The sequence below is a fragment of the Aeromonas dhakensis genome, assembly GCF_000820305.1.
Classification (GTDB): domain Bacteria; phylum Pseudomonadota; class Gammaproteobacteria; order Enterobacterales; family Aeromonadaceae; genus Aeromonas; species Aeromonas dhakensis.
Window position 1 is genome coordinate 128859 of record NZ_CDBH01000044.1, and the last position, 21076, is coordinate 149934.

General features: G+C 62.1%; 17 protein-coding genes. 9 read left to right on the forward strand and 8 right to left on the reverse strand.

Annotation, left to right across the window (positions count from 1 at the left end):
- Window positions 1-17: 17 nt before the first annotated feature.
- Window positions 18-1301, forward strand: a complete 1284-nt coding sequence (locus tag BN1143_RS10895) for a hypothetical protein (RefSeq protein WP_042007711.1) — start codon at window positions 18-20, stop codon at window positions 1299-1301.
- Window positions 1302-1352: 51 nt separating this feature from the next.
- A complete protein-coding gene (locus tag BN1143_RS10900; RefSeq protein ID WP_005302014.1) occupies window positions 1353-2543 on the forward strand; it encodes a Bcr/CflA family multidrug efflux MFS transporter in 1191 nt (396 codons plus the stop codon).
- A 71-nt stretch (window positions 2544-2614) separates the two neighbouring features.
- Here the strand turns inward: BN1143_RS10900 and BN1143_RS10905 are convergent, their stop codons facing one another.
- From BN1143_RS10905 to BN1143_RS10915, 3 genes are all read right to left on the reverse strand, one after another.
- The gene (locus BN1143_RS10905) at window positions 2615-3181 is read right to left on the reverse strand and encodes a pyridoxamine 5'-phosphate oxidase family protein (RefSeq protein ID WP_042007710.1); all 567 of its coding nucleotides are present in this window, start codon (window positions 3179-3181) and stop codon (window positions 2615-2617) included.
- A gap of 25 nt (window positions 3182-3206) precedes the next feature.
- Window positions 3207-4634, reverse strand: coding sequence for a sodium:proton antiporter NhaD (nhaD, locus tag BN1143_RS10910; protein ID WP_042050632.1), 1428 nt, complete (start codon window positions 4632-4634; stop codon window positions 3207-3209).
- 152 nt (window positions 4635-4786) lie between these two features.
- Window positions 4787-5254 carry a DUF4357 domain-containing protein gene (locus BN1143_RS10915; protein ID WP_005302024.1) on the reverse strand — a complete coding sequence of 156 codons (468 nt, stop codon included), beginning with the start codon at window positions 5252-5254 and terminating at the stop codon, window positions 4787-4789.
- A 175-nt stretch (window positions 5255-5429) separates the two neighbouring features.
- On the opposite strand from BN1143_RS10915, the gene BN1143_RS10920 reads away from it, so the two are divergent.
- The 6 genes from BN1143_RS10920 (at window position 5430) to BN1143_RS22395 (ending at window position 12556) form a co-directional block, all read left to right on the forward strand.
- Entirely contained in the window at window positions 5430-6110 is a 681-nt protein-coding gene (locus BN1143_RS10920; protein WP_042050633.1) for an ABC transporter ATP-binding protein, read from the forward strand.
- 21 nt (window positions 6111-6131) lie between these two features.
- Complete coding sequence (locus tag BN1143_RS10925; RefSeq protein ID WP_042050634.1) at window positions 6132-8579, forward strand: FtsX-like permease family protein; 2448 nt, start codon at window positions 6132-6134, stop codon at window positions 8577-8579.
- A gap of 185 nt (window positions 8580-8764) precedes the next feature.
- The gene (locus tag BN1143_RS10930) at window positions 8765-9805 is read left to right on the forward strand and encodes a lipocalin-like domain-containing protein (protein ID WP_042050635.1); all 1041 of its coding nucleotides are present in this window, start codon (window positions 8765-8767) and stop codon (window positions 9803-9805) included.
- Window positions 9806-10229: 424 nt separating this feature from the next.
- Entirely contained in the window at window positions 10230-10817 is a 588-nt protein-coding gene (gene kwaA / locus BN1143_RS21980; RefSeq protein WP_080628951.1) for an anti-phage protein KwaA, read from the forward strand.
- On the forward strand, window positions 10814-11803 hold the full coding sequence (gene kwaB / locus BN1143_RS21985) for an anti-phage protein KwaB (protein WP_005302037.1): 990 nt from the start codon (window positions 10814-10816) through the stop codon (window positions 11801-11803). The genes kwaA and kwaB overlap by 4 nt, the downstream gene beginning before the upstream one ends.
- 213 nt (window positions 11804-12016) lie before the next feature.
- On the forward strand, window positions 12017-12556 hold the full coding sequence (locus BN1143_RS22395) for a hypothetical protein (RefSeq protein ID WP_005302038.1): 540 nt from the start codon (window positions 12017-12019) through the stop codon (window positions 12554-12556).
- 66 nt (window positions 12557-12622) lie between these two features.
- On the opposite strand, the gene BN1143_RS10935 is transcribed toward BN1143_RS22395, so the two are convergent.
- From BN1143_RS10935 to BN1143_RS10955, 5 genes are read right to left on the reverse strand one after another with little or no spacing between them, the layout of a single operon-like run.
- Window positions 12623-15430: an FAD-binding and (Fe-S)-binding domain-containing protein gene (locus BN1143_RS10935; RefSeq protein ID WP_042050636.1), complete on the reverse strand. Its 2808-nt coding sequence runs from the start codon at window positions 15428-15430 to the stop codon at window positions 12623-12625.
- Complete coding sequence (locus tag BN1143_RS10940) at window positions 15430-16074, reverse strand: LutC/YkgG family protein (protein ID WP_042050637.1); 645 nt, start codon at window positions 16072-16074, stop codon at window positions 15430-15432. Before BN1143_RS10940 ends, BN1143_RS10935 begins: the two co-directional genes overlap by 1 nt.
- Before the next feature lies 1 nt (window position 16075).
- Complete coding sequence (locus BN1143_RS10945; protein WP_042050638.1) at window positions 16076-17512, reverse strand: LutB/LldF family L-lactate oxidation iron-sulfur protein; 1437 nt, start codon at window positions 17510-17512, stop codon at window positions 16076-16078.
- Window positions 17505-18296 (reverse strand): (Fe-S)-binding protein, encoded by a 792-nt coding sequence (locus BN1143_RS10950; RefSeq protein ID WP_082038520.1) that lies wholly within the window; start codon window positions 18294-18296, stop codon window positions 17505-17507. The genes BN1143_RS10945 and BN1143_RS10950 overlap by 8 nt, the downstream gene beginning before the upstream one ends.
- A gap of 13 nt (window positions 18297-18309) precedes the next feature.
- The gene (locus BN1143_RS10955) at window positions 18310-20007 is read right to left on the reverse strand and encodes an L-lactate permease (protein ID WP_042050639.1); all 1698 of its coding nucleotides are present in this window, start codon (window positions 20005-20007) and stop codon (window positions 18310-18312) included.
- Between the two features lie 60 nt (window positions 20008-20067).
- Between BN1143_RS10955 and BN1143_RS10960 the strand changes: the two genes are divergently transcribed.
- Entirely contained in the window at window positions 20068-21045 is a 978-nt protein-coding gene (locus tag BN1143_RS10960; RefSeq protein ID WP_080689290.1) for a LysR family transcriptional regulator, read from the forward strand.
- The last annotated feature ends 31 nt before the right edge of the window (window positions 21046-21076 follow it).

The following is a 21076-nucleotide window of genomic DNA, read 5'->3' on the forward strand; positions in this document are numbered from 1 at the left end:
TCGCCAATCGACCCTACTTGCTGATCCTTCTACAACTGGTCTGGCTTGGCTGGCTGCTGGCCTTCCCGGTGGCCCTCGATTCCGACGATGCCCTCAACTTTGCCCACGGGGTGGTGCGTTTCAGCGTGCTGGAGTTCTCCCCCCACTTTCCGGGCTACCCCGCCTTTATCTGGCTGACGCGGCTGATCAATCTGGCGGTGGACGAACCGGCCCGCGCGGTGCAGTGGGCAAGCCTGTTGGGGAGCAGTTTGCTGGCGCCGCTCGCCGCCTCGCTGGCGGTCAGATTGTGGCAACGGCCCAGCCTGCTGGCGCCGCTCTGGCTGCTGGTGCTGGCCCTGCCGCTCACCCCGACCCTGGCGCTCTCCGGCCTCTCGGACGGGCCTGCGCTCGCCGCCTGGCTCGGAGCTCTCCTGGCCTTGCAACAGCGCAAGATTACGCTGGCGGGTCTGCTGCTGGGCCTGATGCTGGCGCTGCGCCCCTCCTACTTCGTGCTGGCCCTGCTGCCCCTTTGGCTGGGGATGGCGCAAAAAGGTCAGCGGCTTAACTTTCTGCTCCCCATCGCACTGGTTGGGCTTATCAGCCTGCTCTTTGTCTGGCAGGCCGATGGCTGGGCCTATTTTGCCGAGGGGCGGCGCTTTACCGACGGTCACTTTACCCTGTGGGGCAACACGGCGGCGGCTCACGGCGATCGGCTGCTGAGCTGGGCGAATACCTTCAACGATCAGCTCACCCCGCTTTGGCCTTTGGCTGTCGGGGGACTGCTGGCGCAGCCGCTGTGGCAACGATGCAAGGGCCACGCTGCCGCCCTCTCCCCCTGCTGGTCCCTCTACTGGCTTGCCCTGCTGCTATGGACCCTGTTTGGTCAGAACCCGGACAATCCCCGCCATCTGGCCCCCATCACCCTGCTCGGCCTGGTGCTGCTGGCAGGCTGGTTGCCGCGCCGGGGCGAGCTGCCAGCCATGCTGGGAGCCCTCGTGCTGCTGCTCTGCACCCTCACCCCGCCGGCGGCGCCAGCCATGACCCGGGCAGCCAGGCTGGCCGAGCAGGCGTGCCCCGCGCTGGTGACCCAGTGGGGGGTGAGGTTGCTGCGCGAAACCACGGCCCTGCCCGTCACCGACGGCTGGTATCAGGGGGATGCACGCCTTGCATTGGCGCAAGGGGCCTGCCGGCTCAGCCGGCGTCCCCTCGGCCCGGAGGAGCTGCCCGCAGGTAGCCGGCGGGTCTGGTTTGCCCCCCGCTTTCACGCCGAGCCCGGCCTTTGGCTCGGCATACAGGATCACCCCCGTCACCAAAACTGGTAGACTGGATGTTTGTCACTCCCTGACTTCGCACTCATCAAGACTGGATAGCCTATGCCCCACGCCCCCCTCTCCCCCCGTTTCCTGTTCATCCTGCTCGGCGCCCTGGCAGGCCTGACGCCGCTCGCGGTCGACATGTACCTGCCCGCCATTCCGGCCATCGCCCGGGATCTGGCTACCAGCATCGATGGCGCCCAGCTCACCATCAGCGCCTTCCTCGGCGGCTTTGCCATCGGCCAGCTGTTCTATGGCCCGCTCGCCGACAGCTATGGCCGCAAACCGGTGATCCTGGCGGGGCTGGTGATGTTTGCCATCGCCTCGGTGGGCTGCGCCATGGCGGACTCCCTGCCGGAGCTCTTGGCCTATCGGATGTTGCAGGCGGCCGGCGGGGCGGCCGGCTCTGTGGTGGTCAATGCGCTGCTGCGCGACCTGTTCGAGAAGGAGGCCTTCTCCCGCGCCATGTCGTTCGTGATCCTGGTGATGACACTCGCCCCGCTGGTGGCACCCGTGGTGGGCGGCTACATCAGCGCCCACAGCGACTGGCGGGTGATCTTCTGGCTGCTGATGGGCATCAGCCTGCTCATCTGCCTGGTGATGCAGTGGAAAATCCAGGAGACCCTGAAGCCTGAGCACAAGCAGCCCCTCAACCTCGGCCAGGTGCTGCGCAACTACTGGGGCGTGCTCTCCCATCGTGGCGCCATGGGTTACGTGCTGTGCGGCGCCCTGTCGAGCTCGGGCATGTTCGCCTTTATCAGCGCCTCCCCCTATGTCTACATCGAGTACTTCAAGGTGCCGACCGAGCACTATGGCTGGCTGTTCGGCCTCAACATCCTGCTGATGATGGTGGTCACCTTCGTCAACAGCCGGCTGGTGAAGGGGGTGGGCGCCGAGCGCATGCTGCAGTACGGCCTGCTGGTGCTGCCGCTGGCTGGCGCCCTGCTCATCTACAACGCCTGGAGCCAGACCGGCGGCCTGTGGGGCATCGTCATTCCGGTGGTGCTGTTTGTCGGCCACATCAGCCTGGTGGGGGCCAACGCCATGACCGGCCTGATGGGCCACTTCCCGCAGTCCGCGGGCACCGCCTCGGCGCTGGCGGGCACCTTGCGCTTTGGCATCGGCGCCCTGGTGGGGGTGCTGGTCAACCTCAATCCCCCCGAATCGCCGCTGCCGATGGCCATCGCCATCGCCGGCTGCGGATTCGGCTCGGCGCTCTGCTACTGGCTGCTGACCGGCAAGCGTGCCTGAGGACCCCAAGAATGACCAAGCCCTGTCCATGGACAGGGCTTTTTTGTATTCGCTTGCGTGTGCGTGGCACCTCAAGGGCCCGATGAGAGTCCGCTTCGCACCAGGATCTCGCTCTCCAGCCCATCCAGGCTCAGCTGATTCTTCTTGCGCCAGTAGGCTTCAATCCCCTCCCGGCCCTGCCGCTCAGACCAGTTGGCGAGATCCTCCCTGTCCCCCTGGTACTCATACAGCGGCACCGACATGCCGCAGGAGGCCTGGACGCGCGCTATGTCCAGCAGGAAGATCTGGCGGGCCGCGACGCTTTGGGGGAAGCGTGCCAGGAACGACGACCACTCAGGGTCACTCCGGTGCAGCACCCTTGCCCGGCCATAGGCCCGCAGGATCAACGGCGCCCCCTCGAAGGCGCAGAACATCACCGTCATGCGCGGGTGTTGCAGCACATGGGCCGCCGACTCGTTGCCACTGCCGGTCAGGTTGAGCCAGGCCAGGGTGTGGGGGTCAATGACCCTCAGCGAGTCCCCGCCCTTGGGGGAGAGATTGACCGTCCCCTCTGCGGCCGCCGTGCCGACGAAGAAGATCTTCTGTGCCTCGATGAAAGCCACATGGCGCGGCGAGAGCGCCTCGAACAGTTGTCCCATCTTGTCTGTCTCTCCATGATCACGCTCAGAACAGGGCGCTGTTGAGCCACAGGTGCGCCCCTATGCCGACCATATAGCCAAGCAGAATGGCGGGCAACCACTTGAGGTGACCAACGAAGGTATACATGCCCCTCGCCTGCCCCATCAGGGCCACCCCGGCCGCCGAACCGATGGAGAGCAAACTGCCCCCCACGCCGGTGGTCAGGGTCACCAGCAGCCACTGCCCCGCGCTCATCTGCGGCTCCATGGAGAGGACCCCGTACATCACAGGGATGTTGTCGATAAGGGCGGAGAGCAGGCCGATGGCCACGTTGGCCAGGGTCGGATCCCCCTGGTAGAGCAGCTGGGAGGCGAGCGCCAGATAACCCATGAAGCCGAGCCCGCCGACACACATCACCACCCCGTAGAAGAAGAGCAGGGAGTCCCACTCCGCCTTGGCTATCTTGTTGAACACATCGAACGGCACCATGGAGCCCAGGCGCAGCAGCCGGGCCTCGTCGCCGGTGCGCGCGTACAGCGCCCGCTCGCGGGCCAGGGTGACGGGCTGCGTCTTGCGCAGGTAGAAGCCGAAGAACTGCAAATAGCCGAGCCCCATCATCATGCCGAGCACGGGGGGCAGCGCCAGGAAGTGATGGCAGGCGACCGCGGTCACTATGGTGAGCAGGAAGAGCAGCACTATGGTGAAGGCCCCGCGTCTGAGCACCACCCGCTCGTGGCTCATGGTGGGGGCATGGCGCGGCACCATCAGGCTCATCAGGGTGGCCGGCACCAGGAAGTTCAGCAGGGCCGGCACGAACAGCAGCAGAAACTGCTCGAAGGGCACCTGGCCCGCCTGCCACACCATCAGGGTGGTGATGTCGCCAAAGGGGCTGAAGGCGCCGCCCGCATTGGCCGCCACCACGATATTGATGCAGGCCAGGTTGATGAAGCGGCGCTCCCCGTTGGCCACATGGAGCACGACGGTGCACATCAAGAGCGCCGTGGTGAGGTTGTCCACCACCGGGGAGATGAAGAAGGCGAGGATCCCCGTCAGCCAGAACAGGGATCGCAGGCTGAGCCTGGTACGAACCAGGCGGGCGCGCAGGGCGTCGAACAGCAGCCGGTCCTCCATGGCGTTGACATAGGTCATGGCCACCAGCAGGAAGAGCATCAGCTCGGCGTACTCCAGCAGCGTTTGGCGAAATCCCGCCACCGCCAGCGGGCTCTGCCCCTGCCCGGCATAGACGATACCGATGACGATCCAGATGATGCCGGCTGCCACCAGCACGGGCTTGGACTTGCGCAGCTTCAGGTACTCTTCCGCCATCACCAGGACATAGGCCAGGGCGAAGATGGCCAGAGCAAAGAGGCCGGCGCCGGTGTGCGTCATGGACAGAGGGCCGCCGTCGGCGAGCACGGGGGCGCAGAAGAGGCCGAGGATGGCCGAAGAAAACAGACGTGCAGATCCAGACATGGGGCCCCTCTCTTGGAAACCGTCTGGTTTTGAGGCTGGCAGTGGACAGGGACGCCCCCCTGCCCTCTCCCTGCTCGCGCCAGGCCCGGCTGGGCGAACGCTTGGATTAGGGGCGCAAGATCAGGCGGCGCTCCTTGCCCCTGCCATCAGGGTTATTTCTTGCCAAACCCCGAGCGTTTGAGGGTGTAGCCGGCACTGTTCTGCCAGGCATCCAGCCCGCTGCGGTTGTTGCCCGCCACCAGGCTGGCGGCCAGGCTCGGGCTGTTGAACAGCTGATCGGCGGTAAAGACAAAGCCCCCTTCGCTGCGCGGGGCCAGGATCCCCTTGCCCAGCAGCTCCTGGCGCAGTTCGATCACTGCCTCGCGCAGGGACGCCGCATCCTCGCCGTTGGCGGTGGAGCCCGCCAGCACCATGAAGCCGGGGTTCTGCCGTTTGCCCACCGGATAACCGTGGGCCTCGGCCCCCTTGCCGTTGAAGTGGTAGAGCTCGCGCTCGCCCGGCTTGTTGTCGGAGAGCGCCTTTTGCAGGGTCATCAGCTCGTTGTAAATCTCGATGGGGACCACGGCAGCCTGCTTGGCGCCCTTGCTGTCGACGATAAAACTGACTTGCTTGTGTAACATCCTTGCGCATCCTGTGACCCATGGAGGCCCCTATTCTAACCACCACAGGCGAGCGGGATCCAGCCAGGATCCTCACCTCTTTTGCAGCCTTGATCACTAACTGGCATAGTGGCACTCATCCTGAGGCGAGCCGAGGGCACGTAATGAAAGCCATTGGTCATCAACCGGTTATCCCATGCTGAATCTGCGCAATCTCGGCAAGAGCTTCGATAACGGCAGCGAACGGCTGCCGCTGTTTCACCACCTTGATCTGACCCTGGCGGCCGGCGAGATCACCCTGCTGCTGGGGCAGAGCGGCTGTGGCAAGTCGACCCTGCTCAACCTCATCGCCGGCCTCCTCCCCCCGGATGAGGGGGAGATCTGGCTGGGGGAAACCCGCCTCGACAACCAGTCGGCGGACGAGCGGGCCCGCCTGCGTGGCCGCCATTTCGGCATCGTCTATCAGGACTTCAACCTGCTGCCGACCTTGACCGTGGCCGAGAACCTCGCCCTGCCCCTTGCCATCAATCAGCTTGCCCGCGATGAGACACGCATTGACGGCCTGCTGGAGCGCCTCGATCTGGCCCACAAGCGCCACGCCTGGCCGGAGCAGCTCTCCGGCGGCCAGCGCCAACGGGTGGCGCTGGCCCGCGCCCTCATTCACCAGCCGAAGTGGCTGCTCGCCGACGAGCCCACCGGCAGCCTCGATGAACACAACGCCGAGCAGGTGATGGCGCTGATGATGGCGGCGGTGCGGGGCACCGGCGCCGGCCTCTTGCTGGTGAGCCACAACCCAGCCTACAGCGCCCTGGCGGATCGGGTGCTGCGCCTCGAAGGGGGGCAACTGGTCGAGCTCAAGGGGCGCCGCCATGACTGACGCCCGCCACGGAGGGCTGTGATGCTGCCGCTGCCGCTCAAGGCGCTGCTGCGCCTCTATCGCGCTCACCCCTGGCTGCTGCTGATGAGCCTGGTCGGGCTCACCCTCGGGGTCTCTCTGGTGGTGGCCATCGAGCTCTTGAACCACAGCGCCCGCACCAACTTCGTCGCCGCCCGCAGCCAGCTAGCGGGGGAAGCGAACTACCGGCTGGCGCCGGACGGCGGGCTGGACGAGCAACTCTATGTGACGCTGGTGCGCAGCCAGCCGAACCTCGACGCCATGCCCCAGCTGCACGGCTGGCTGCAAGATGAGCAGGGGCGCAGTTTGCAGCTGCTGGGGATGGATCTGTTCAACCCAGGCCCCTTGCGCCGGCTGTTTGGCGCCGCGCCGGACAAGGACCCCACCTTCTCCCTCACCCGCGCCGACAGCATCTGGCTGGCCGCCCCCGAGGCCAAGCGCCTTGGCTGGCAACCGGGCCAGAGCCGCCGCTTCGTGCTGGGTGGCGCTGAAGGGGCGCCGCCCCGCCCGCTGACCCTCACCCTGGCCGGCACCTTCGAGCCCGGCGCCGTGCCCATGGAGCGGCTGCTGGTGACCGACATCGGCCTCGCCCAGCCGCTGCTGGGCAAGGAAGGGCGGCTCGATCGCATCGTCTTCAAGCTCAGCGAGGGCGAGGCCAATACCTTGCAAAGAGCCCTGCAGGCGGCCCTGCAATCCTATGCCCCCCATCAGCCCCTCTGGCTTGAGCCCATCAGCCCGGCGCTCGATGCCAGCCAGCTCGGCGATGCGCTGGCGCTGAACCTCACGGCGCTCTCCCTGCTCGCCATGGCGGTGGGATTGTTTTTGGTGTTCAACGCCCAGCGCTTCGTGCAGAGCGTGCGCCGCCCCCAGCTGGCCCAGCTCATCATCCTCGGCATGCCGCCGCGCCGGCTGCTGCGCTGGCTGACCCTGGAGATCCTGATCCTCGCCAGCATCGGCACCCTGCTCGGGCTGCTGCTGGGGAGCTTCCTGGCCCTGGCCCTGATGGGGCAGCTCACCCAGGCGCTGGCGGATCTCTACGGCCCCAACCCCATCGACCTGCTGCGCCTCTCCCCGACGAGCCTTGGCAAGGCGATGGTGATCGGCATTTTGGGGACGCTCGCCGCCAACCTGCCCGGCTGGTGGCAACTGCTGCGCCAATCCCCCCTTGAGCTGCGTGAAGGCAACAGCCGCCCGCCGGCTCATCCCTGGCAACGTCGGGGGCTCGCCAGCGCCATCCTGCTGCTCTGCGCCCTGAGTCTATGGCGGTCGGAAACCGGGCTGGGCGGCGCCCTCTTCGTGGCCGGCGGCTGGCTGCTGGCCATGGCCCTCATGCTGCCCGATGTGCTGCGCGCCGTGCTGGGCCGGCTGCGCCGACGCGAGCGCGGCCCCCTCAGCGCCCGGCTCGGGGTGGCCGAAACCCTCTATCACCTGGATCGCACCGCCATCGCGGTGATGGCGTTGCAACTGGCCATCGCGGCGGCCATCGGCATCGGCGTCATGGTGTCGAGCTTTCGCTCGAGCGTGGAGATCTGGCTCGGCCAGCGTCTGGCCGCCGATCTCTACGTCACCGCACCCAAGGGGGTGGTCGGCAGCAAGGGCGCCCTGAGCGAGCAGACCCTCGACACCATCCTCGCCGCGCCGGACGTGCGCGCCGCCTCCCGCCGCTCGGTGCACCCGGCCCGCTGGCAGGGGCAGCCCATCGAGTGGGCGCAGATGGACTTTATCCCCGAGCTTAAAGCCGCCTACCCGCTGCTGGCCGGACGCTGGCCCGCCACCCCCGACGAGGTGCTGGCGAGCGAACCGCTGACGGTGCGCCTCGGGGTCAAGGTGGGCCAGCGCCTCGAGGTGAGCGGCGAGCAGGGGCCACGCATCTTCACCGTCACCGGCGTCTATCAGGATTACGGCAGCGACAAGGGGCAGATACTGCACGCCTTCGAGGGCGGGGCCGTGCAATCCCTCGCCCTCTTTAGCAACCAACCGGATCGCCTCGCCGACCGCCTGCGGGCGCAGTTTGGCGAGGGGGTGAACCTGTTGCCCGCCCCCGCCATCCATGCCGCGGCGCTGAAGGTGTTCGACCAGACCTTCGTGGTGACCGAGCTATTGAAGTTGCTCATTCTGGGAATCGCCTTCGTCGGCATCGGCTCGGCCTTTATGGTGCTGGGGCTGGCTCGGCGCGGCGAGTTGCAGACCCTGCAAAGCCTTGGCCTGAGCCCCCGCCACTGCCGCCGGTTGCTGGTGTGGCAGGGAGCGGGCCTCGGGCTGCTCACCGCGCTGTTGGCCCTGCCGGTGGGCTATGGCCTTGCCTGGGTGCTGATTGAAGTGGTCAACCCCCGCGCCTTCGGCTGGCGGCTGGCCTTCGAGGCCGCCCCCCTGCACGCCGTCACGGCGCTTCTGCTGGCGCCGGTGTGCGGGGCGCTCGCCTCCTGGTACGCCGCAAGGAGAGTGGTATGAAATATCGGTTTGCGCACTGGCTCAGCCATGGCTTGACGTTCCCATTGACCAGATCTCTGTCACCGCCCCTGATTCAGCGCAGAGAAGCGCACAGAGCTGCCGCGAACCATCCCCTCTCCCTTCGGGAGAGGGCCAGGGTGAGGGGAATCTTGTCCTCTTTACGGACACTGTGGCTTGCAGCCCGCTTGATCCCGCTTGTTGCCATAAGCGGCCACGCGCAGGCCAACGATCTGGGGAGCATCCTTGGTGGCGGTAGCGATCACTTCAAAAAGGCCCTGCCGGGTCACTCCATCCGCCTGCCCGCGGATCACGCTGCCCACCCCGACTACCGCTCCGAGTGGTGGTATCTCACCGGCAACCTGAAAGACGAACAGGGGCGCGACTACGGCATGCAGTGGACCCTGTTTCGCCAGGGTATCGAGCAAGCAATTAAGTCGGACAACCCCTGGCTCACTCCCCAGCTCTGGCTGGCCCAATTCGCCATCACGGATGTGAGCAAAGGCAGCCACCAGCAGGACGAGCGCACCAGCCGCCAGGGACCAGGGCTGGCCGGTGCCAGCGGCGGTCAGTATTGGCTGAAAGAGTGGGTGCTGGCCTCTCAAGGGGAAGCGCTCTTTCCCGCCACCCTCAAGGTGCAAAGCAAGGCGGGGGATCTTGATTTGCAGGTGAGTGCCGCCAAGCCGGCGGTGCTGCAGGGCAAACAGGGCTACAGCGAGAAGAGCCCGGGCAACGCCTCCTTCTACTACTCCTACCCGCGCCTGACCATCAGCGGCACCCTGACCCTGGATGGGGAGACCCGCAACGTCAGCGGTGAGGGCTGGTTTGATCACGAGTGGAGCAGCTCGGTATTGGCCGAGTGGCAATCGGGCTGGGACTGGTTTTCGCTGCAATTTGACGATGGCCGCGAGCTGATGCTGTTTCGCCTGCGCACCAAATCAGGACGCTCTGAGCCAGAAAACCGCTACGGCATCTTGATTGAGCGGGACGGCAGCAGCCGGGTGCTGGATCCTGCGCAGATCCGCCTCACCCCCAGCAAGACCTGGCGCGGCCCCAAGGGGCAAGCCTACCCCATCGAGTGGCAGCTGGCAGCCGCCGATATGAGGCTCACCATCCAGGCGCGCCAGCCCAATCAGGCCATGACGGGGCGCTTTGACTACTGGGAAGGGGCGGTATCCGTCTCGGGAGACGCCAACGGCGTCGGTTATCTGGAGATGACCGGCTACTGAGCGGGTGAATTGGCCGGAGAACCGCAGCCAACGAGACCAGCAAAGCATCATCCAGCCTGATATCCCCCGGCGATTGGCCACAGCCGCCTTGCCGATTTATTGCACAACTCTCCACCGCATCACCCCCTACCCTGTTGCATGAGTCTGATCCCCGTCAAAAAATCATTCAAAATCCAAGCTCTAACTAACTTTTTCCTCACTTAATTTAATTTGCGTTTGATACCCTACTCACTCGGCACTCTCAGCCCCGAAAGGTAGCCAAGGAGCGTCTATGGTTTGCCCCTATTCAACTTGGTTAAAAAGAGCACTCGGGGAGCTTAACCCTGTGCGGTAGCTATCCAGTTTTTCGACTGGCGAGAGCGGAGAATAACAATAAAAAGACAAAGCCAGTGGAGTTGTTAATAACATTACATGGGAATTATCAATGGCGCTTGATGAAATATTGAAAAAATTTGAGCTATATATATTATCGTTATGGTTACTATTTTTTCTCATGATTGTTGTTACTGTAGATATTCCTATATGTTTCGGAGAAAACTGTTATTTTATTGGATTCAGTTCATTTTTTTCAAAAAATATAATACCACTAATCTCATTGATCTTTTTATTGATTGGCTTTTTTTCGTACTTAAGATTTGACTATAGGATTTCTGGTAGTAAGAAAATACCTTCAAGAATAGATAAAATAGAAGATCTCAATTATGAGCATTTAACATTTCTCACAACATATATAATCCCATTGATATGTTTTAATTTATCCAGTGTTAGATATGCATTTGCTTTGGCATTTTTACTATTTGTAATTGGAATTATATACATTAAAACAGATAAGTTCTACGCAAACCCAACCTTAGCTGTCCTTGGCTACCGGTTATATAAAATAACTATGACATCCCGAAATGAAGTAAGGGAGAACATTGTAATAATTACTAAAGAAAGACTAACTAAAAATGATCAGATAAGAATCATGAATCTCGATGACAATGTCTGCTTTGCAAGGAAGGTTATATGACGACAATAGAAAATCTTAAACGTGGCGTTTCCTCAACCATAAGTTCCAATGGGTGTTCAGCCGAATTTTTCTTCTTGTTTGATGATAAAAATGGCATGAGAGTTAAGTCTGTCGACATAAATGAATCTGATCATGACGAGCTGGAGAAGATTTTTATAAAATCAGTTACTGATACCTTACTCTTGAATGATGATTTAACCCTCATTTCACTCTCCAGTGCGGATGACCGTAGGAATGCAATTTACCATTACGACTTAGATGACGTACCGATCAGCCTTACTTATTTAAAAGAAATAATTAACAATGATAAAATAGATAGTTTTAAACTCTCTGATGATGACCTGTCAACTCTTGAAGGAATATTGATTCTTATTGGCAATCAAGACTCACAGCTTGCTCTATATAAACATCAATACCCTGTAACGCTAATGAAGCCTGACTGTGGTTTCAGCCTAATGAAACCAAAGGGAAATAATAGATTCAAAAAATTAGACACTGATATACTAAAGATCAGTTCTAAGTTTGAGTTTATTCAATATGACAACGAGTACTATATATTTGATATTAGAGCACTGGAAAGATTCTTTGGTTTTCATGATGCAGTAAAAAACATTGCAGTAAAAGGTGTTGAAAACATAAAAAACACTAATATCGTAATGGATTGCAATGTGTTTAACGCTCGATTAGATGATATATCATTTGCTAGAAAACTAGTTAAATCAGCTAATAACTCTCCTGTTTTAAATGTAATACCAAACTCACAGATAATTAATTTCACCCAAAGTCATCCAGCATTGAAAGGAAGGTTCAAGTACAGTAAAGATGGACTTCAAATTAATTTAAAAACAAAAAAGTCACAAGATCTTTTTCTGAAATTACTAAATGATGACTTCCTTCAATCTGAGTTAACAAAAAAATATTACGACAGCATTGCAAAAGATAGCGTTGACATTAATGAGGACCGTGTTGAATTAGCTGTAACATAAGAAATAAAATAAGGAGCCCAACTCTATATGCTACATATTACACACTCATTAACCACTCACTTACTGGAGGTTCGATAATAAGAGATAGCATTAATATCAACAGGCCGTTAATATAAAAATTAATTTTATGCCTGTGAAAATTAGGTTATATGAGACTTGATATTCCTCAGACTAGCTTAAACCTCACACTTATAATATAAGCAAGGGTTAAATATGAAGAAAATATTACTTACACTCGCAGCTTTATTCACCAGTTACACATATGCCGATAACGAATTAATAGAAAAGGCAACGGTATTAGGCATTTTAAAAAAGTACTCAGAGACTGTTGCTTGCTCAACTAATTTTGAAGAACAAGAGTCCTTAGAGCCATTTCTAAAAAATGTTTACACTGTAGAAAGAGACCCCGATACTGGTGCTGCGACTTACTATATTCTCTGGGAGGGGGATATGGGCTGCCCTGGTGGTTCAGGTACATATTCTTACTTTGTTAGTGAAGTAAGTCGTTACTCAAAAAACAGACCTTTCTTGGTACAAAACAATGAAGCGTTCGGAGAGGGTGTGGCTAGAGAAGTGAATCCAAGATTTATAGAAAGCCTGAAAAAAGTCGACACAAACAAATTCACTTTAATATCATCAGAGTTCGCCGAGAACGATAGCAATAACTTCCCCAGCATAAAATATGAGTATATTATTCAACGAAAAGGACAATGGGCGCCTTGGATTGTAGCGAAAAAGAACCTTATACAATAAACCATCCGTTATATTCTATTATAATGTTTACCCCCCGGCCGAATATATTCTGCCGGGGGGAGGCATTTATCTCGCCGCCTGATCCACCAGATAAAGGATGCTGTGGTAGGGAATGCCGGCGTGCTGGCTGAGCCCCATTTCGCAGGTGCGGCTGTTGCTGAATCCCTGCCGACAATCCCTGGGCACCTGGGCGGGCAGGCTGGCAAGCGCCGCGGCGTTGAGCTCAGGCGTAATCAACCCCTTGTCGCCGGCAAAGCCGCAGCACTGGATATGCTCTGGCATGACCACCTCGCGGGCACAGGCGCGGGCCACCGCCAGCATGGTCTCCCCCAGCCCCATACGCCGGCTGCTGCAGGTGATATGGAGCATGACGGTCTCATCGATGGGGGTCAGCTCAAGGTGGGGCAGCAGGTGTTCCAGCACAAAGGTAGCGGGCTCAAACACCCGAAGGCCCTTGCCGAGCGCCCCCGACAGCAGTCGCTGCACACAGGGGCTGGTATCGAGCAGCACGGGCCAGCGCCCCTGCTCGCTTGCCTGCCACAGGGCCTCGGCCAGCTCAGTACGCTTGGCTTCCGCTACCTCACTCATCCCCTTGCTGTCATAGGGCATGCCGCAGCAGAGCCCCTCAACTCTCGCCGGCACTATGACCCGGCAACCCGCCTTCTTGAGCAGGGAGTACACAACGTCCGGCAGTGACGGGGCCTCCTCCTGCTGGCCGAATACCCGACTGGCGCAGGACGGCAGATAAACCACGGCGCGATCCCCTCCAATGTCCTCGCTGGATCCGCCATGGCTCCCCTCCCCTTGCGGCCACTGGTAGCGGCTCGGCCCCGGCAGGGTCGGCAGCCATGCGGGAGTGCGCTGGCCGCTCAGATGGCGAACCCCGTTCACCAGCCCTGCCAACGCTTTCTCTCCCAATAGCTTGCCGGCAATGCCCTTGAGCCCGAGGGCACTGCGCGCCGTGCGGGTGACGCCGGCGAAATGATCGGCGCTCCAGCGGGCGATGGGCACGAAGCGCCGGTACTTGTCAGCGCGCAACTTCTTGATAAGGCTGCCAGTGTTGATGCCCACCGGGCAGCGATCGGCGCAGAGCCCGGTGGCGGCGCAGGTGTCGATGCCCTGATAGTCAAACAGCCGGGCCAGCTGGTTGGAGGGCTCATCGGCACGATTGCGGCGGGCCAGTTCGCGATAGAGCACGATGCGCTGGCGCGGCGAGAGGGACAGGGTGCGCGAGGGGCAGACCGCCTCGCAAAAGCCGCATTCGATGCACGGATCGACGATGGCATCGCTCGCCGGCATGGGCTTGAGATGGGTCAGGTGGGCCTTGGGGTCGTCGTTGATGATGACACCGGGATTGAGCAGGCCACCCGGGTCGAGCAACACCTTGATGCGCCGCATCAGCGCCATCCCCTCCGGCCCCCATTCCAGCTCCACATAGGGGGCCATGTTGCGGCCGGTGCCGTGCTCGGCCTTGAGCGACCCGCCAAAACGCACGGCGACCAGCTCGGCCACCGCATCCATAAAGGCGCCGTAGCGGGCCACCTGCGCCGGATCATCGAACCCCTGGGTAAAGACGAAGTGCAGGTTCCCCTCCAGGGCATGGCCAAAGATGATGGCCTCGTGATACTCAAACTCGTCGAACAGTTGCTGCAGCCCCGCCACCCCCTCCGCCAGACGCTCGATGGGAAAGGCGACATCCTCGATGATGACTGTGGTGCCTGTGGTGCGCACCGCCCCCACCGCCGGGAAGAGCCCCTTGCGAATGGCCCAGAGCCCGGCGCTGTCGCTGGTAAAAGGTACAGAGGCGACCTGGGCGAACTCGGCCGCCATGGCCGTCACCTGCTCGCAGCGAGTCACCAGCTCTTCCTTCGATTCCCCATGCACCTCGACAAGCAAGGCGCAGGCAGCCAGGTCCAGCGCCTTGATAAAGTCCGGCAGGCCGGGCTTGCCCGCCACCGAGCGAAGGGAGCGCCCATCCATCAGCTCCACCGCCGCCACCGGTGCAGCTTTAAGGCATGAGGTGGCCAGACAGGCCTGCTCGGCGTCCCGAAACACCAGCAGGGCCGAGGCCTTGTAGGGGTATTCCGGCACGGTATCGAGCACCACCTCGGCGATAAAGCCGAGAGTCCCCTCCGAGCCAATCATCAGGTGGGTGAGGATATCGATGGGGTCCTCATGATCGAGCAGGGCATTGATGGCGTATCCGGTGGTGTTCTTGAGCCGGTACTTGTGGCGGATCTTGGCGGCAAGCTCGGCATTCGCCAGCACCTCGGCGCGCAGGGCGGCGAGCCCCGTCAGCAGCGCTGGGCGTTTGGCCGCAAAGGCGGCGCGGCTGTGGGGATCGCCGCTCTCCAGCACTGTGCCATCGGCCAGCAGCAAGGTCATGGCATGCAGGGTGTGATAGCTGTTGTGGGCGGTGCCGCAGCACATGCCGCTCGCGTTGTTGGCGGCGATGCCGCCCAGCTTGCAGGCGTTGATGGAGGCGGGATCCGGCCCAATCTTGCGCCCCAGAGGCGCCAGATAGCGGTTGGCATCGGCGCCAATCACCCCAGGTTGCAGGGCGATGCGCGCCCCCTCGTCCAGAATGCGGTGGCCGCGCCAGCTGTCGGTCAGGGTAATGAGCACCGAATCGCTCAGGGCCTGACCCGAGAGGCTGGTGCCAGCGGCGCGAAAGGTGCACGGCAGGTGCAATTCTCGGCATACCGCTAGCACGAAGCGCACTTCATCCAAAGAATCGAGGCGCACGATGCGCTCGGGCACCAGCCGGTAGAAACTGGCGTCCGTGCCGTGGGCCAGCCGAAGATCAGGGTCGCTCACCAGCCGCTCCGGCGGGATGCGCTCAAGCACGGCGGCGTCAAATTCATTCCAGCCCATCAGCAATCCTCCACCAGCACCACCAAGAGGCGACTCGGGCCGTGGGCACCGTAGGCCAGGGTCTGCTGGATGTCGGCGGTCTTGGAGGGGCCTGAGACCAGCAGCAGATTGGTGGGCATGGCCTGCTGCCAGCGCCCGGCGTCCACCAGCCCCGCCAGGTTGTCGGCGATGGTGGAGGCCGCCAGCAGGGCGATATGGCAGGGGGGCACCAAGGACAAGGTGCGCGGCTCGCCGCTATCCGGCAGCAACACCAGTGTCCCGGTATCGGCGATGGCCCCAGCGCAGTGGGTGATGCCGGCCTGACAAACGTCAAACAGCTCGTCTTTCCAGCTGGCGAACTCCCCCGCCGGGGTCAACACAGAGCGCCCGGCGCAGGCGGCCGCGACCGCCGCCTGCCAGCGACCGCCCTGGCCACAGGCCAGATGCGTCACGCCTTCCCCATCCAGCCAAGTGGCCAGATCCCGGGCAAGATGTGCCTGTTGGACTGTGAGGATCTCGGCGTGGCTGGCGGTGATCATGCCAAGAAAGCGCTCACGCCGCGCGTTGTCGTCGGCCCCGCGCCAGGGCTGCCAGCCATGGGGGGCGTGGGCAATGGGGGTGGCGGCGCCGCGCAGGCGGTTCAAGATAGCCTCTTTGCTCGACATCTCAGGACTCCTTCTTCTTCTGGCGCAGCAGGGCGTGCAGGCTCTGGGGGGCGGGTTTGGGGGCTTCGCGGCACTGGGTCCAGGGGCCCAAGTGTTTGGGCATCAAGCCCCGCAGGCGACCGGCCACACCGGTCGCGGCGTGATAGAGGCGCGGGTGGGTGGCGGCAAAGGCAAAGCCCTGCATGGCAAGGGTCTCTAGCCGGCTCTTGGCCGCCCCCTGCCCCGCCAGCGGTTCGTGACCGGGCAGTGCGTCGTGTTTGGCCTCCCGGCGCAGGCGCTGCAACAGGTCGGGAATGGGGATGCGCACCGGGCACACCTCGCCGCAGGCGCCGCACAGGCTCGAGGCGGTCACCAGATCCTGGGTGCTCTCGATCCCCAGCAGGTGGGGGGAGACTATCTTGCCGATGGGGCCCGGGTAGATGGTGCCGTAGGCATGGCCGCCGATGCGGGTGTAGACCGGGCAGTGGTTCATGCAAGCACCGCAGCGGATGCACTGCAGGGTCTTGCGCAGCTCCTCGTCCCGATAGGCCTGGCTGCGGCCGTTGTCGAGCAGCACCAGGTGCACCTCGTCCGGGCCATCCAGCTCCCCTGCCCGGCGCGGGCCGCTGATGACGTTGAAGTAGGTGGTGATGGCCTGGCCGGTGGCCGAGCGGGTCAGGGCGCTGTAAAGAGGCGGTACGTCACTGAAAAACTCCACCACCTTCTCGATGCCGGTGATGGCCACGTGGACTTTCGGCACAGTGGTGCACATGCGCCCGTTGCCCTCGTTTTCCACCAGACAGAGGCTGCCAGTCTCGGCCACCGCGAAGTTGACCCCCGACAGCCCCATGCCGGCGCGGCGAAACTCTTCGCGCAGGGCCCGCCGTCCGGTCTGGATCAGCTCGTCCACGTCGGTGGTAGGGGTGAAGCCTTCCAGATTGCCAGCAAAGGTGTCACTCACCTCCTGCTTGTTCTTGTGGATGGCGGGCATGATGATGTGGGACGGGGTGTCGCCGTCGAGCTGGACGATAAACTCCCCCATGTCGCTCTCAAGGCAGCGGATGCCGTGACGCGCCATCTCGTGGTTGAAGCCTACCTCCTCGCTCACCATGGACTTGCCCTTGACGATGGAGCTCACCCCGTGTTGCTGGGCGATGCGAAGGATGATGGCATTGGCCTCGGCCGGCGTCTGGGCCCAGTGCACCCGGATGCCGTTGCGCTCGCAGTTGGTTTCGAGCTGCACCAAAAGATCGGGCAGGCGCGAGAGGCAGCGCTGGCGAATCTGCTCCGCCGCATCGCGCACCGCCGCTTCTTCGGCAGGGTCGGCGAAGGCATCGCGGCGCTTGGCGCGCAGATAATCCATGGCGCCGCGAAAGTTCTGGCGCAGCACGGGGTCGGCCAGGGCCGCCTCGGCCTGGGGATGGAAGCGGCGTGGCGAATACTTGGCGTGATCACTCATGATTAGCCCCCTGTTTTTGCGCTTGCAAGCCCTGAGCCACCGGCTCGCTGTGGGCTAGCAGGAAGCTGGCCAGGTGCATGGCGGGCAGTGTCTTGCCCTGATAGGCCAGGGATCCCTTGATGTTCAAGAGACACCCCCAGTCCGCGCTCACCAGGGTGTCGGCGCCGCTGGCCAGCAGGTGGCGGGTCTTGTCCTCCACCATGGCCTGGCTGATGTGGGGATGGCGCACCGAGAAGGTGCCGCCAAAGCCGCAGCACTCGCTCTCGTAGGCCTGCTCGTGCAAGGTGACGCCCTCGAGCTGCCCCAGCAGGCTGCGGGCCGTGGTGTGCACCTGCATCTCGCGCCGGGCCGAGCAGGAGGTGTGCATGACGATACTCGCCCTCCCCACCCCCTGCCAGCGCACCCGGCAGATCCGGACCAGAAACTCGGTGAGCTCGAACACCCGCTCGCAAAACGCCGCCACCTCGGAGCTCTCGGGGAAGAGTCGGCGGTAGTGGTGATGCATCATGCCGCCACAGGAGCCAGACAGCACCACCACAGGCCAGGGCTCGGGGAAGAGCGCCATCTGGCTTTGCGCCACCTGGCGCGCCTCCTCTTCATGGCCCGAGGTGTAGGCCGGCTGCCCGCAGCAGGTCTGTTTCTCGACAAAGTGCACCCTTATCCCCTCCCGCTCGAGCAGGGCGATGGCATCGAGCCCCGCCACCGGGTCGAACAGATCCACCAGACAGGTGGCGTAGAGATAGACATCGGCCGGCTTGGCCGGATAGACCCGCATTACCTTCATCACTTGCTCTCCTTTACTTCAACAGCAGCAGTGCGTCCGAGACGTGGAAGCTGTACATGAGCGCCAACCCGATAAGGCCGGTGGCCAGCAGGTAGTAGAGGGTCGGCAACGCGGTCTTGCGCAGCGTCGCCCCCTCGCGGCCCAAGAGGCCCACGGTGGCCGAGGCCGCCACCACGTTGTGAATGGCAATCATGTTGCCGGCGGCGGCGCCCACGGCCTGCAAGGCCAGCATGGCGGCGGTGGAGACCCCCAGGGTCTGGGCCACCTCGAACTGGAACTGGCTGAACATCATGTTCGACACCGTGTTGGAGCCGGCGATAAAGGCCCCCAGCGCGCCGATTGTGGCGCTCAGGGCCGGGAAGAACTCCCCCACCAGTCCGGCGGCAAAGTTCGCGGTAGTCACCGGCATGCTGGCGAGATCCGCCCCGTTGACGCCGGAGTTGATGAAGATGCGCACCATGGGCACGGTGAAGATGAGCACGAAGCCGGCGCCGATCAGGGTGCGGCTCGACTCGCTCACGGCGCGGCCGAGGGGGGCCAGGGCGCGGGCCTGAATGAGGGTGGCGAACAGGGCGCAGAACACCAGCAGGCCCCCCGGCAGGTAGAGCGGCTCAATCGACGCGCTCACGCCCTTCTCCCCCAAGAGGTCTGTGAAGGCGAGGCTCACCGACAACAGGCTTGCCTTGAACTCCGGGCTCACCCGGCTCGCCACCAGCAAGAGGGCCAGCGCCACATAGGGGAGCCAGGCCAGCAACAGGGACATGGGGCGGCCGGCGGCCTCTTTGAGATCGAGCTTGAGGGATCCCAGCCACTCGGCGGGCCACTCGCTCTCGGGGGCAAAGTCCCAGCTGTTTTTTGGCACCAGGAAGCCGCGGCGCGCCGCCGTTACCACCAGGGCCAGCCCCACCAGACCGCCGATAAGGGACGGGAACTCGGGGCCGAGCAGCATGCCGGTCAGGGCATAGGGCACGGTGAAGGCGAGCCCGGCGAATATCGCGAACGGCAGGATGGAGAGCCCCTCGGTCCAGCTGCGGTTGCGGCCGAAGAAGCGGGTCAGCATCATCACCATCAGCACCGGCATCAGGGTGCCGACGGTGGCGTGAATGAGGGCCACGTTGGTGGTCACCTGCTGCAGGTAGATGTCCCAGCTGCTGCCGCCGGCACTCAGGGTGTGGCCGATGGCCTGGTTATCCAGCCCCTTGTTGATGCCCACCAGGATAGGGGTGCCCACCGCGCCGAACGACACCGGGGTGGACTGGATCATCATGCCGAGCAGCACGGCGGCGAGCGCCGGAAAGCCGATGGCCACCAGCAGGGGAGCGGCGATGGCGGCGGGGGTGCCAAAGCCCGAGGCCCCTTCGATAAAGGCGCCGAAGCACCAGGCGATGATGATGGCCTGGATGCGCCGGTCCGGCGAGATGTTGGTAAAGCCGCCGCGAATGGCGCTGATGGCACCTGTGTGTTTCAGGGTGTTGAGCATCAGGATGGCGCCGAACACGATCCAGAGCACGGTCACCGTGATGATGAGCCCCTGCAGGCTGGAGGCGAGTACCCGGGTCGGGCTCATCTGCCAGCCCCACAGGGCGATGAATACGGTCAGGATAAAGGCGATGGGCATGGCGCGCTTGGCGGGCCAGTTGAGGCCGACCAGCAGCACGGCGGCCACCACGATCGGCGAGAAGGCCACCAGGGCCAACAGGGTGTCTGTCATCATTGCGTCCTTGTCCGAGCGGTGCAGAGGCGCACCTTGTTGTTGTTTTGTTAATCGGACGTGACCTTACCCTGTTCTTTTTTCGCGATATATGGAAATAATGAACAACATTCGTTCCAAAAATCGATAAATATGGCCAGTACCGACGACCTCATTCTATTCGCCCAGGTGGTGGAGGCCGGCTCCTTCAGCAAGGTGGCCGAACAAAATTCCCTGACAAATTCAGTGGTTAGCAAGCGTATCGGGCGCCTGGAAGAGGAGCTCGGGGTGCAGCTGCTCTATCGCACCACCCGCCGGCTCACCCTGAGCGAGGCGGGCAAGGAGCTCTATCAGGGTGCCAAAAATGTGAAGGCCGCCGCACTGGACGCCTTCGATGCGGTGGCGGGATTTGGTGAAAAGGTGAGCGGTCATGTGCGGATGTCGGTGCCCACCATCTCGGGGGAGCTGCTGCTGGCCGACGCCGTGGCCGATTTTTGCCAGCAACACCCGGGGCTCACGGTGGAGATGTCGCTGGACAACCGCTTCGTCAACCTGGTGGAAGAGGGGTTCGACTTGGTCATTCGCACCGGCTATCTGGATGATTCGAGCCTGATTGCCCGCCACATCCTCGACTCCCAGTGGGTGATCTGCGCCGCCCCCGCCTACGTGCGCCGCTTCGGGGCGCCGCGCGAGCCGTCGGACTTGCTCACCCACAACTGCCTGCGCTACGCCTATCAGAGCACGGGGGCCTCGGAGTGGGCCTTCAAGGGGGAAGAGGGCAACTATCTGCTGTCGGTGTCGGGCAGTTTTTGCACCGACAACGCGGGGGCCCTGCGCAAGGCGGCGCTGGGTGGGCGCGGCATCGTCTATGTGCCGCGCTGCCTGGTCTATCACGATCTGATGAATGGCGAGCTGGTGGATTTGTTTCCGGATCAGGTGGGCAAGAAGCTCGGGATCTACGCCGTCTACCCCTTTACCCGCCAGCCGCCGCGCAAGATCAGGCTGCTGATCGAGCACATCCGCCAGCGCTACCTCGATATCGCCCACTACTTCGGCTAGCGAGGATGGCGGTCATCCCGGGTCCAAACGG